The organism is Roseburia rectibacter (assembly GCF_014287515.2).
GTDB classification, from domain to species: Bacteria; Bacillota; Clostridia; order Lachnospirales; family Lachnospiraceae; genus Roseburia; species Roseburia rectibacter.
On record NZ_CP092473.1, the window covers coordinates 581628 to 594993 of the forward strand.

Below are 13366 nucleotides of genomic sequence, written 5' to 3' on the forward strand. Positions count from 1 at the left end.
AATGTGAAATATCAGAGATGGTATTTCACATTTTTTTTCGATTTACATATCATAATATGAAAAAGTTATGGTTGGAAATAAAGATATGTATTGTCAGAACAAAATTGTGCATACGATACAGGCAGGCGATTCCCTGTATAAATTATCGAGACAGTATCACACGACAGTGACGGAACTGATTCTTGGAAATCCGGGAGTCAATCCATATAATCTCCAGATCGGGATGCAGCTTTTTATCTGCCCGGGAGAGGGATATGTGCCTCAGCAGAATCCGGGAGGCGGAAACATGGGAGGAGGAACAGGCAATCCGGGAGGCGGAAACATGGGAGGAGGAACAGGCAATCCGGGAAGTAACAACGAGACCGAATCGGAGCGTGAGGATTCCATCCTCCGCCTCAACGAGGATATGCGTCTTGCGTGGTTAAATCATGTTTACTGGACCAGGATGTATCTGATGAGTGCAGTCGCAGACAATGCAGACCAGCAGGCGGTGGAAGAACGGCTGCTTGAGACTGCAGACGAGATCACGGATGTGTTTGCAAGGTATCTTCCGATCGCAACGACCAGACAGCTCCGCAATCTTCTGACGGAGCATATTGAGATCGCAGGACAGATTATTCAGGCATTGAAGGCAAAAAATATGTCTGATTATGATGCGCTGGTGAAGGAGTGGTACCGCAATGCCAATCAGATGGCAGCTCTTTTTGCCAGTCACAATCCGTATTTTGAGAGCAGGGAAACCAGAAATATGCTGTTAAATCATCTGGATCTGACCAGGGAGGAGATTGAGCAACAGGTCAATGGAGAGTATGAGCAGAGCATTGATGTGTTTCGGGACGTAGAGCAGCAGGCACTTGCGATGGCGGATTACTTTGCGAGAGGACTGCTGGCAAGATAAAACGTATAGATTGAAGCCTTCTGCTAAATGCAATTCAACGGATCATTCATTCGTTAAAGCAGATAGAACAGCTGCAGAAAAAGCCCCATGCGGTAGAGTATGTTTTCAGACCGCATGGTGGAACAGCAGAAATACACAGGGGTATTCCGGACGATTCGAAAAATGCCAAAAGTAACGGAATCGCAAGATTTGCAATAAAAACAGCAATTAACTTGAATTGCCAGTAAAAAAATGTACATGCTATAATGCAATTATCAAGATTAAGGGGGAAAAAGATATGCCAATGCAGATGGGTTTCCGCTGGTATGGCGAGGGCAATGACAAGATCAGCCTTGCTGATATCAAACAGATTCCGGGTGTGACGAGCATCGTGTGGGCACTGCATCATAAACTGCCGGGAGAAGTGTGGACAGTAGAAGAGATTGCAGAAGTGCAGAAACAGCTTGAGCCATATGGTTTTAATATGGACGTTGTGGAATCAGTCAATGTACATGATGATATCAAGATCGGACTTCCGAGCCGTGACCAGTATATTGAAAACTATATCCAGACAATTAAGAACCTTTCCAAATTCGGTGTCAAGGTTATCTGCTATAATTTTATGCCGATCTTTGACTGGACGCGCACGGATTTATTTCATCCGGTAGGAGATGGTTCGACAGCACTTTATTACGAAGCAAGCAAGATCCATGATGATCCGAAGGAAATGGCAGACTATATTTTAAATAATTTACATGGAATGACATTTCCAGGCTGGGAGCCGGAACGTATGGAGAAACTGGACGAGCTTTTTGCAGCTTACAAGCCGGTGACAAAAGAAGTATTGTGGGAAAACTTAAAATATTTTCTTGAGGCGCTTATGCCGACCTGTAAAGAATGCGATATCAAAATGGCAATCCACATGGATGATCCGCCATGGGATATTTTCGGACTTCCACGTCTTCTGACCTGCGAGGAAAATATTGACCGTTTCTTAAAGATGGTTGACAGCCCGTACAACTGTCTGACACTGTGCTCAGGGTCTTTGAATGCCGACCCGGGAAACAATGTGGCAGATATTGTCCGCAAGCATTGTGACCGCATTGCGTTTGCGCACATCCGCAATGTAAAACATTTTCCGAATGGAGATTTTTCGGAGGCTTCCCATCGTGACTGTGATGGTGATACCGGAATCCTTGACATTTTAAAAGCATACCATGACTGCGGATTTGAGGGTTATATCCGTCCGGATCACGGACGCCACCTCTGGGATGAAAAGCCGGGCAATGTCCGTCCGGGTTATGGCTTATACGATCGTGCACTGGGTATTATGTATATGCTCGGCGTGTGGGATATGCTCGATAAGCTGGATGAAAATAAATAAGCATAAAATATGCATAATTAGGGACTGCCGTATGGCAGTCCCTTGTATTATGGAAAAGTCCGTGGCATATGCCGCGGATTTTTGTATGCTTATCTCTGGTTATCAAAAGGGCATTATTTGCCAGTCAAAAAATCTGAAGTTACCTTTTGACACCTGAATCCACATCAGTAAAAATCATGCGTTTCTTTTTCACGGGTCCGGAAGCTGCGTGGAGAGATGCCATATTCTTTCACAAACGCTTTGTAAAAAACAGAATAATCACAAAAGCCGCACTGTTCGGCAACTTCTTTCAATGGAATGCCGGAATTGATCAGATTTTTAGATTCGATCAGTCTCCGCTGGGTAACGATTTTGTAAAAGCCGGTGTCAAGCTGCTTTTTAAAAAGCTGGCTTACTGTCGACTGGCTTACCATAAACTGCGCTGAAATAGATGCGAGGCTGAGGTCTTCGGATAAATGCAATTCAATGTAGTTGAGAATCTGGTCTAACAGGCCTGTATTCTCCGGTTTGGGGATGTCTGACTGCGGATGGTCGTTCATACGGTAAAACAGACAGAACAACTGCAGAAAAAGCCCCATGCGGTAGAGCTCGCTTCCAAGACGCATGGTGGAACCCTCGTACAACAGTGCAGCCAGAAGCTGGTCGATCTGGTTTAAGAGTGTTCCTTCCGGGCGGATGACATAGGGGAGCTGCTTTTGTGGTGCATATTGGGAGGAGCCTGCATCCGCAAAGAAGTTCTGCTTACAGGTCTCAAAAAAATCGTTGTTGATCCAGAGTACGGTTCTCTGATAGGGTTCCCGAAGCTGCTCTAAAAATAAAGGGCGGTGGCTGGTGCCGGGGGGAACGAGGATGATATCATTTTTGCGGATCTGGTAACGGGTGTTTCCAATGAGATATTGCAAGTTTCCACTGCGGCAGAAAAGAAGTTCGTAAAACTCGTGGCTGTGGAGGGTTACATAGTCTTTCGTGTAACTGGTATCCTCATGTACATCCAGATAGGGGCTGTCCATTTCCAGTTCCTGGTATCCGATCAATTCCCCACCGGCAGTCAGGATGCCATCGAGCGTGGAAATATACGGAGGCTTCATCGAATCCTTATGTTCCATTAAAAAACGTTTCATTTGGCTATATTTCATAAAAACTCCTGTTCTGATTTGTTATATTTATACAATCCTACAAATATTGTAGCACAATAAATGTAAGATATGCAATGTATTTTGGTATAAATACAATTTAAATTGCAATAAAGCAAATGTATCATAAGGATATCGGTTCTTGTGAAATGTACAGACACAAAACCAATGCGCGCGTACAAATACCAGAAGGAGAAAAATTTATGAATAAAAGAAATGTAAGACCCTTTTCAAAAAGGGATGAGATCGGATATGTGTTTGGAGATATGGCGGGCAGTTTTGTCAATTTATTTGTAGACGCATATTTTTTGACGTTTTGTACTTATGTGCTGGGAATCAGTCCGGCGTGGATGGGTTCCCTGTTCCTTGCAGCGAGACTCTGGGATGCAGTAAATGACCCGATCATGGGTTCTTTTCCGGACCGTTGGATGCTTGGAAAATCAGGAGATAAATTCAAACCGTGGATTAAAATTTTTATGATACCGCTGGCGTTGTCAGGTGTGCTTTGTTTTTCCAAAGTGCCGTTTGAAGGTGTTGCACTTCATGCGTGGGTCGCTTTTGTGTATGTCTTATATGGAATGAGCTATACCGGAACTTCCATGCCGTTTGGTGCGATGGCAAGTGTGGTCAGCACAGATCCGATTGACCGGAGTAAACTCTCAAGGGCAAGAAGTCTTGGCGGAACATTTGTGGGAATTGCAGCGTTATCCTTTGTGCCGGTAGTCTGTTTTGACAGCGAAAGCAACATTATCCCGGAAAGATTTACACTTCTGGCAGTTATTTTTGGAATTTTAAGTGTGGTCTGCTACTGCCTGCTGTTACATTTAACGACAGAGCGTGTGCGTGAGGAAAAGAAACAGAATACAGAAAAGTTCAATTATGGAAATGTGTTGAAAGCAGTCGTAAAAAATAGGCCACTGATCGGTGTCATGGTTGCAACCATTGGAAGTATGCTCTATATCACCGGTTCAAACCAGATTAGAAGTTATGTATTCAAAGAGTACTATGGAAATACCTCTGCAATGACTCTGCTTAGTCTTGCAAGTGTGCCGATCATTATCATCTGTTTCCCGCTTGTGCCAAAACTGGTTGCAAAGTTTGGAAAGAAAACGACATTGATGTTTGGCGTAATCAGCAGTACCGTGCTCAGTGTAATCATTTTTGCCGTAAAAATACCAAACGTTTATGTTTATTCGGTACTGAATGTACTGGCAATGATCGGACAGACCGTATTTACCATGCTGATCTGGGCGCTTGTCACAGACTGTCTGGATTACAGTGAGTGGAAGTTCCATGAGAGAAGTGATGGCTCGATGTATTCCCTTTATACGTTCAGCCGTAAAATCGGTTCCACCATTGCTTCCGCAGGTGTTTCCTTCGGACTCCAGGCGATCGGATATATTTCTGGAAATAATGTGGTGCAGTCAGATGCAACCATAAACAATATCTACATGTTAGTGGCATTGATCCCGGTGCTGACCTGTGTGCTGGAACTCATTGGTATCGGCGCAATCTTTAATCTGGATAAGGAACAGACCAAAGAAATGTATGCGGAATTAAAACAAAGACGTGAATAGTAAAGAGGAGATTAGATTGAAAAAAATTGATATTCATCTTCATCTGACATTACAGCAGTATCCGAAAACAGATACCATGTTCCTTTCCAGTGCGGCACAGATGCTGCCGCACTTAGAGGAACTTGGAATTGAACAGGGAATCGTGTTATCTTCCGGCGAACAGGAAAATGAGCAGATCCTGGTTGCAGCAAATGAGGAGTGTAAACGCATCTGTGAACAGTTCCCCAAGAAGTTCCACTGGATGTGCAATGTGGATGCAAAAAACCAGACAGATGTGTATAAACGGATCTTAGCCTGTAAAGAGAGCGGTGCGGTCGGAATCGGGGAACTGATGGTAAACCAGAGGCTGGATGCTCCATTTTTACAGAGTGTATTTGAGGTGGCAGAAGAATTAAAATTACCTGTTCTTTTTCACATGAGTCCGAAAGAGGGCTTTCAGTATGGGGTTGTGGACGGGCCGGGGCTCCCGCTGCTGGAGGAAAATTTAAAGCGTTATAAAGGATTAAAGTTCATCGGGCACAGTCAGCCATTCTGGCATGAAATTTCAAAAGATGCACCGGCGACCCCAAAGGAACGGATGAAATGGGGAGAGGAAGCTGTATGTCCCGGCGGCAGACTGCCATATCTGTTTGAAACCTATGAAAATTTATATGGAGATCTGTCCGCAAACAGTGGCGGATGTGCAATCATGCGTGACGAAGAATTTGGGCTGGCTTTTCTGGAAAAATATCAGGACCGGTTGCTGTTTGGAACAGATATGGCAAATTGTGAAATGACATTTCCGCTTGGAAACTGGCTGGATGAGCAGGAACACGCAGGAAGACTCAGCCGGAGTGCCTATGAAAAAATCTGCCGTACAAATGCAGAAAAATTATTTCACTTATAAGAAAAAAGAGGGAGAGCCGAAAACATACCACATCCCTCAAAAACAGGAGGAAACATATGAGAACAAGAATATTACCTAGAATGTTAAATGATGAGGTGGAAGAATATCTTTCCAGAAATGACATTATCATTGTACCGGTCGGAACGGTAGAGATGCACGGGGGATTTCCACTGGATTCAGAAACCACCATCAGTGAGGCATTTGCACTGGAGATGGCAGAGGCGTGTGACGGGCTGGTATTGACAGGACTTCCGTATTTTTACGCAGGCGCAACGGCAAGCGGCAGGGGAACCGTCCAGGTGAGTGTGCGGGAAGGAATCGACTATTTGATGGCGGTGGCAAAAAGCCTGTTGCGCCAGGGATTCAAACGCCAGATCTACATCAGTTTTCACGGCCCGGCACATATGACATGCAGTCCGATGGTGCGGGATTTCTTTGATGAGACCGGAGTGCCGATTTTATATATGGACCTCACCATGCAGATGATGAAAAATGCAAGGGATATTTTTACATCAATGGACAGTTTCCACGCAATTACAGTGGGAGCTTATCAGAAAATGAACCGATTAAGTGACGTGCCGCTCACAACGGAGTATGCGCATAACGAGCCGCAGTCCTGTGCCGGATTTGAGGATATTTTCGGACTGGCATATCAGAGTGCTGCGATCGGTTATTATTTTGGCGAGAAAAAAGACCACATGAGTACATCGGTCATTGCAGATGAAGCAGCGAGGGAAACACTTGCAAAAGAGGGTGTGGAAATCATTGAAAAATTGGTGGAGCGCATGGATATGAACCATATCGTAGCACAGATGAGGGAATTGGAGCATTATAACAGCGAAGTTGCAAAAAAATGCCCATGGGTTCCCTCTAACACTAAAACAGAGCGGTAGATTCTACTGCGGTTTCTGCGCATAAAGTTCTTTATATTCTTTGGGTGAGATGCCATACTCTTTTTTGAATGCACGAAAAAAACTGGTGTAATCTTTGAATCCGTACATCAGGTAGATTTTTGTGATATTTTCATTGCTGAGAATGGCATCCCTGCACATGGATAACCTTTTTTTAGTAATATACTGATGGACGGATATTCCAAAGTTATCCTTAAAAATATGGGAAATATGGTATTTGCTCACAAAAAAAGCTTTGGAGAGGCTGTCTAAGGAGAGATCCTCATCCAGATGAGATTCAATGTATTGCAGGATGCCGTCATACAGACCAGAGGCATCTTTGCGGGCTGCAGGATGTTCTGCCTCATAGACAGCCCGGTTGATGTGGAGCATCAGATCGTTCACGCAGAGCTCGATCTTGGCAGCTTTTCCAAAACGGTCCGCATGGATCTCCTCGATCAGCCGGAAAATCTTTGCGGAAAGCGCATTGAAAGCCACGACATCATAGTGATAAATAAAATGATGGGTATCCTGTGCATGTTCGATCAGATAAACATAGTCTTTGGATAATTCTTTCAGTTTCTGACAGTAATCCTGACTGATCCAGAAAACAAAACGCTGATAGGGAAGTGTTTCCCCCACACTGGACACATGGTGGTGAATACCAGGGGGAATGAAGACCATATCCCCCGGTTTCAGATGGTGATGTTCCTTTTCAATGGAGATCGTTACATTTCCCTCCAGAAAAAAATAGAATTCATAGTAATCGTGAGTGTGATCTGTCACGCCATAAAAGTGGTTGTCATTATAATAGTAAATTTCAAAATCTTTGGACAGCATATACTGTCGTTCATTAAAAGGAGACTGTAACTGTCTGCGCATGGTAAAATCCTCTGAAATATTTCAAATATAAGGAAAAAGTGACGATCTGATATAAAAAATTTACCACAGAATCGCAATTTTTGCAATGTGAACAACAAGCAACTCTATTGGATGTCTTAAGGGGATTCACTTATAATAAACATATCAAAAAACGTTGAACAATGGAGAAAGGAAAAGCTATGGAATTAAGTACACTTGGTTTAAAAGACAGGGCACAGTGGGAAGCAAAGGGATATCAGCTTCCGCAGTTTGACCGTGCAGCAGTAACAGAGGCAACCAGAGAAAATCCGTGCTGGATTCACTTTGGTGCAGGAAATATTTTCCGTGCATTTCAGGCAAATGTAATGCAGAATATCTTAAACAGAGGGGAAATGGAAACAGGCCTGATCGTAGCGGAAGGTTTTGATTATGAGATCATTGAAAAAATGAACCGTCCGCATGATGATTATTCCATTCTTGTCACATTAAAGGCAGATGGAAGCGTCGAAAAAACAGTTGTCGGTTCTGTTGTGGAGTCCTGTATCCTCGATTCGGAAAATGAGGGCGAGTATGGCAGATTAAAAGAGATTTTCTGCAAACAGTCCTTGCAGATGGTATCCTTTACCATCACAGAAAAGGGATACAGTCTGGTAAACGGAAAAGGAGAACTGCTTCCGGCAGTCGCTGCCGATTTTGCAGCCGGCCCGGAGAAACCTGCAAGCTATATCGGAAAAGTTGCATCTCTTTTATACACACGTTTTAAAAACGGACAGCTTCCGATCGCCATGGTATCCATGGACAACTGCTCCCATAACGGGGATAAATTATATGCGGCAATCCATACATTTGCCGAAAAATGGGCAGAAAACGGTCTTGCAGAGAAAGATTTTGTAAACTATATCAATGAAAGGGAAAAGGTTTCGTTCCCATGGTCTATGATCGATAAGATCACGCCGAGACCGGATGCTTCCGTGGAAGAGATCTTAAAGAAAGATGAGATCGATGGGCTTGATCCGGTCGTTACATCCAAAAACACCTATGTAGCTCCATTTGTGAATGCAGAGGAATGTGAATATTTAGTGATTGAGGACTGGTTCCCGAACGGACGCCCGGAGCTGGAAAAGGGCGGCATCATGTTTACCGACCGCGCAACCGTTGACAAGGTGGAAAAAATGAAAGTCTGCACCTGCTTGAATCCGCTTCACACGGCTCTTGCAGTGTTTGGCTGTCTGCTTGGCTACACAAAGATCTCCGATGAAATGAAAGATGCAGAGCTTCGGAAAATGGTGGAGAGAATCGGATATACCGAGGGACTTCCGGTCGTTGTGGATCCGGGTATCCTTGATCCGAAAGAGTTTATTGATACCGTGTTAAATGTCCGCATACCAAATCCGTTTATGCCGGATACACCACAGCGTATTGCCACAGATACTTCACAGAAACTTGCGATCCGCTTTGGAGAAACTGTGAAAAATTATCTTGCATCAAAAGATAAGGATATCAAAAACTTAAAACTGATCCCACTGGTATTTGCTGGATGGCTTCGGTATCTCATGGCAGTTGATGATAATGGCGAAAAATTTGAGTTAAGCCCGGATCCACTGCTTGAGACCGTCTGTCCGGTCGTTGCCGGTATCAAATTTGGTGATACAGATGTGGAAGGAATGATCCGGCCATTGCTGACAAACCGTACTATCTTTGGTGTGGATCTTTATGAGGCCGGTCTTGCCGGACTGACGGTGCAGTATTTTAAAGAACTGATCGCCGGGGTGGGCGCAGTGCGTGCTACTTTAAAGAAGTATGTATAGGCGCTGATTCTGATGCCAAACCATTTTTCCCTGCATATCTTATAGTACAGGATGTGAATTCCTGAAAAAAATATGCAGGAGGGAAAAATGCCAGATTTTAATGTGATAAAAATTGGATGTATTGTGGTGATCCTGCTTGTTTTACTGATTGCAGCAGTGATCATCACGGTAAAAAGAGAAAAAAGTAAGAGAAAAATACGCCGGATGTGTGCTGCAGAGAAAATTCAGCTTCTGAATGAACTCGCAGAACCATTCGGCTTTTGTTATGTGCCGTGTGAAGACGTGTTCACGTCGAGGGAAGATGCGTGGCAGAGAAAACAGGGGTATGAGGCGCTTTACGACAGGGCAGCAGTGGGAGCAGGCATGGTGTTTGATGCACTGCCTATCTATTTTGATTATGCTGGCGAAACCTGGCTGATCGAATTCTGGAAGGGGCAGTATGGCATCAATACCGGAGGAGAGGTTGGCGTATATCATGCGGGAAAGGTCGTCCCGGAACGATATTACAGGATCGCCCATTTTGAGGCGGTGGAAGATCAGGATATGCCGTTTATCCAGTGCAGGCTAGACCGCAGGCGGAAAAAAGTTTATTTCCTGCAGAAGCGGCACTGGTGGCTGACCGGATTTGGGATGGGGACATTTTCGAGACCATCGGATCTGATATTGGTGACGACAATACGGTTTCAGAATGAATGCATGGCAGAAGCATTTTTTGAGGGATTAAAGCGGGCGAAAGGAAAAATACCGGGGAATAAATACCGGATCTGCCGCAATGAAGTTTATGTCAGAATGGATTTCTGTATGAAACACAAATTCTGTGCGTCCGTTTGGCGCTGCATGGTGCAGGCTTGGAACTGTTTCTGCTGTTTCCTTTACCGTCTGTTCACACATCCATTTATTGCTGCACCTGACCGTCTTTTATTTTTATACTATCAGCTTCCGTGGTGTTTGAAACATGCGTTTCGGATGCGGGGATGGAAGCATGGAAAATAAGAAAAGATATCCGCCCTTTTCCTGTCAGATGCGGATCGATAAAGCGCTTTCAGAAGCAGTCCATCTTCCGCTTAACAGTTGCAGCCGTTATATCATCATCAGCGACTGCCACCGGGGAGAGGGAGGGGCAAATGATAATTTCTTGAGAAACCAGCATCTGTATATGGCGGCGTTAAACTACTATATCGCGCATGGTTTCACCTATTTTGAACTCGGTGACGGGGAGGAATTGTGGGAAAACAGGCATCTTTCCCGCATTGAGGAGAGTCATCAGGATGTCTACTGCCGGTTTGAAACACTGCAGAAACAGTGCCGGATATACCGCATTTACGGAAATCACAATATGGAAATGAAAGGCATGTTAGGGGAAGCAATGATCTTAGATAACTGTGAGGGAGGCAGGGATATCTGCATGATCCACGGGCATCAGGCAGATTTTTTTAACTCAGTCTGCTGGAAATTATCCCGTTTTCTGGTGCGGTATTTCTGGAAACCGTTAGAGCGTTTTGGCGTCAGTGATCCGACGAGTGCGGCGCGGAATTATAAAAAGACCTTAAAATATGAAAAATGTTTAGATAACTGGACAAAAGATCATGACTGCTATCTGGCGGCCGGACATTCCCACCGTCCAAGGCTGCCGGCAGACGGCAGTCTGTACCTGAATGCCGGGAGCTGCGTGCATCCGTATGGCATTACCGGAATTGAAATCACAGATATGCAGCTTACACTGGTGAAATGGAAGATGGCGACGAGACCGGATCTGTCGCTTTTTGTAGCGCGCGAAGTGCTGATAGGACCGGTTGGTATTACCTGAATTTAAAGTACTTATAAGTACAGGTAATGAAAAGTTGACATAATATAGAAAAATACAAAAATTTTTGATTCCATGGAACTAAAAATCGGAAAAATCATTTGACGGAAACTGCATTTATGATAATATATATTCATTATATGGATAGTATCGGGTGTTTTCTTACACGCGAAAGTAAGTGGAGGTTCAGAAGAAAATGATTAAAGTTGTGAAATTTGGCGGCAGCTCTCTTGCAAGTGCAGAACAGTTTGCAAAGGTTGGTAAAATTATCAACGCAGATAAAGAGAGAAGATATGTAGTTCCGAGTGCACCGGGAAAAAGAAATTCCAAAGATACCAAGGTTACTGATATGTTATACGCATGTTATGACCTGGTGGAGGCAGATGAAGATTTCCGTGTGCCGCTCATGAAGATCAAGGACCGCTATGACACAATTATCAATGGTCTGAATTTGAAATTATCGTTAGAAGATGAGTTCAAGAAAATCGCAGAGAATTTTAAAAATAAAGCCGGTGTGGATTACGCAGCTTCCCGTGGAGAATATTTAAATGGTATCATCATGGCGAATTACCTTGGCTATGAGTTTGTAGATGCTGCAGAAGTTATTTTCTTTGATAAAGAGGGAAACTTTGATGCAGAAAAGACAGATAAGGTACTCAGTAAACGTCTTGCAAAGATCGAGCGCGCAGTAATTCCAGGATTTTACGGTGCTAATCCGGACGGAAGTGTCCGCACATTTTCAAGAGGCGGTTCTGATATCACCGGATCTATCGTATCAAGAGCCGTACATGCAACCTGTTATGAGAACTGGACAGACGTATCCGGTTTCCTGGTTGCAGATCCAAGGATCATCGACCATCCGGAAACGATCAAGACGATCACTTACCGCGAGTTAAGAGAGCTTTCTTACATGGGAGCAAGCGTACTGCATGAGGATGCGGTATTCCCGGTCCGCAAAGCCGGTATTCCAATCAATATCCGTAACACCAATGCGCCGGAAGATGCAGGAACCTGGATTGTTGAGAGTACCTGTCATCAGTCGAAATACACGATCACGGGTATCGCCGGAAAGAAAGGTTTTGTTTCTGTCAATATTGATAAGGATATGATGAACTCCGAAGTTGGTTTTGGAAGAAAAGTTTTATCCGCATTTGAGGAAAATGGAATTTCATTTGAGCATATGCCATCCGGTATCGATACGATGACGATCTTTGTGCATCAGCCGGAATTTGAGGGCAAAGAGCAGTCTGTGATTTCTGCGATCCATCGTCTTGCAAAACCGGACAGCATTGAGTTAGAGGGAGATCTGGCATTGATCGCAGTCGTTGGACGCGGTATGAAATCTACCCGTGGAACAGCAGGAAGAATTTTCTCCGCACTGGCACATGCAAACATCAATGTTAAGATGATCGATCAGGGATCTTCTGAGTTGAACATTATCATTGGTGTCAGCAATGCAGATTTTGAAAATGCGATCCGTGCGATCTATGATATTTTTGTAGTGACCCAGTTATAAAAAAGAAACCTGCGGCGGAACTTTATTTCCGGCTGCAGGAGAGTATATGCAGCGTAAAGCCAGAACTGCTGTGACACACAATGAAGGCGACACCGTATGGAATTCATTCATGCGATGCCGCCTTCTAAGATATCTCGTCCATGGGACTCTACCTCGATTCATTTGTATTTTTCTGAGCTTGTCTCAGATTTGTCTGTACTTCTTCGCTTTCTCTTCAATCCGGATCTGTTATTCTTATGACTTCTGACATCGTATCATATCTGAGAATCTTGTCTGATACTGATTCATAAATCCTTTCTTAGGATCGTCATGTTTTCTTTCCTCTTTTGAATGAAAAAACGAATGCGTTTACGTTTTTGGTGGTCCGTACCTCTCTTTCTTAGTATCGTTTGGTGTAAATCGTTATCTTTCTGGTGGTCTGTACCTCTTTTCTTTTAGTATCGTTTGAGGTAAATCATTATGTTTCCGGTGGTCTGTACCTTCCTTTCTGATTGTTTCTTCTGCAATCGTTTTGTTTTTTTCTTATCTCTTTTGTTATTTTGTAATTTGATTATATCTGATAAAAATATATTTGTCAATAAAAAAATAGAAAAAAAGTAAAAAAAATAAAAACTAAGAAATAATTGCGTA

Annotated in this window: 11 protein-coding genes; 9 read left to right on the plus strand and 2 right to left on the minus strand. The window is 43.7% G+C overall.

What is annotated here, in order from left to right:
• Positions 1–85: 85 nt before the first annotated feature.
• Entirely contained in the window at positions 86–898 is an 813-nt protein-coding gene (locus H8S51_RS02760; protein ID WP_241070864.1) for a LysM peptidoglycan-binding domain-containing protein, read from the plus strand.
• Positions 899–1181: 283 nt separating this feature from the next.
• A complete protein-coding gene (gene uxuA / locus H8S51_RS02765; protein WP_334294387.1) occupies positions 1182–2261 on the plus strand; it encodes a mannonate dehydratase in 1080 nt (359 codons plus the stop codon).
• Positions 2262–2425: 164 nt separating this feature from the next.
• On the opposite strand, the gene H8S51_RS02770 is transcribed toward uxuA, so the two are convergent.
• Complete coding sequence (locus tag H8S51_RS02770) at positions 2426–3397, minus strand: AraC family transcriptional regulator (RefSeq protein ID WP_241070865.1); 972 nt, start codon at positions 3395–3397, stop codon at positions 2426–2428.
• Positions 3398–3597: 200 nt separating this feature from the next.
• On the opposite strand from H8S51_RS02770, the gene H8S51_RS02775 reads away from it, so the two are divergent.
• From H8S51_RS02775 to H8S51_RS02785, 3 genes are read left to right on the plus strand one after another with little or no spacing between them, the layout of a single operon-like run.
• On the plus strand, positions 3598–4971 hold the full coding sequence (locus H8S51_RS02775; RefSeq protein ID WP_186900052.1) for an MFS transporter: 1374 nt from the start codon (positions 3598–3600) through the stop codon (positions 4969–4971).
• Positions 4972–4987: 16 nt separating this feature from the next.
• Positions 4988–5857 (plus strand): amidohydrolase family protein, encoded by an 870-nt coding sequence (locus H8S51_RS02780; protein ID WP_117920724.1) that lies wholly within the window; start codon positions 4988–4990, stop codon positions 5855–5857.
• A 56-nt stretch (positions 5858–5913) separates the two neighbouring features.
• Positions 5914–6750, plus strand: a complete 837-nt coding sequence (locus H8S51_RS02785; RefSeq protein ID WP_117920725.1) for a creatininase family protein — start codon at positions 5914–5916, stop codon at positions 6748–6750.
• A 3-nt stretch (positions 6751–6753) separates the two neighbouring features.
• Here the strand turns inward: H8S51_RS02785 and H8S51_RS02790 are convergent, their stop codons facing one another.
• Positions 6754–7629: a helix-turn-helix transcriptional regulator gene (locus H8S51_RS02790; protein ID WP_006856715.1), complete on the minus strand. Its 876-nt coding sequence runs from the start codon at positions 7627–7629 to the stop codon at positions 6754–6756.
• Positions 7630–7808: 179 nt separating this feature from the next.
• On the opposite strand from H8S51_RS02790, the gene H8S51_RS02795 reads away from it, so the two are divergent.
• The 4 genes from H8S51_RS02795 to H8S51_RS02810 all read left to right on the plus strand — a co-directional run bounded on the left by H8S51_RS02795 (position 7809) and on the right by H8S51_RS02810 (position 12736).
• Entirely contained in the window at positions 7809–9416 is a 1608-nt protein-coding gene (locus tag H8S51_RS02795; protein WP_117920726.1) for a mannitol dehydrogenase family protein, read from the plus strand.
• Between the two features lie 87 nt (positions 9417–9503).
• On the plus strand, positions 9504–10409 hold the full coding sequence (locus H8S51_RS02800) for a DUF4474 domain-containing protein (RefSeq protein WP_241070866.1): 906 nt from the start codon (positions 9504–9506) through the stop codon (positions 10407–10409).
• On the plus strand, positions 10399–11223 hold the full coding sequence (locus tag H8S51_RS02805; RefSeq protein ID WP_022112682.1) for a metallophosphoesterase family protein: 825 nt from the start codon (positions 10399–10401) through the stop codon (positions 11221–11223). Before H8S51_RS02800 ends, H8S51_RS02805 begins: the two co-directional genes overlap by 11 nt.
• 193 nt (positions 11224–11416) lie before the next feature.
• Positions 11417–12736: an aspartate kinase gene (locus H8S51_RS02810; protein WP_022112681.1), complete on the plus strand. Its 1320-nt coding sequence runs from the start codon at positions 11417–11419 to the stop codon at positions 12734–12736.
• Positions 12737–13366 lie beyond the last annotated feature (630 nt).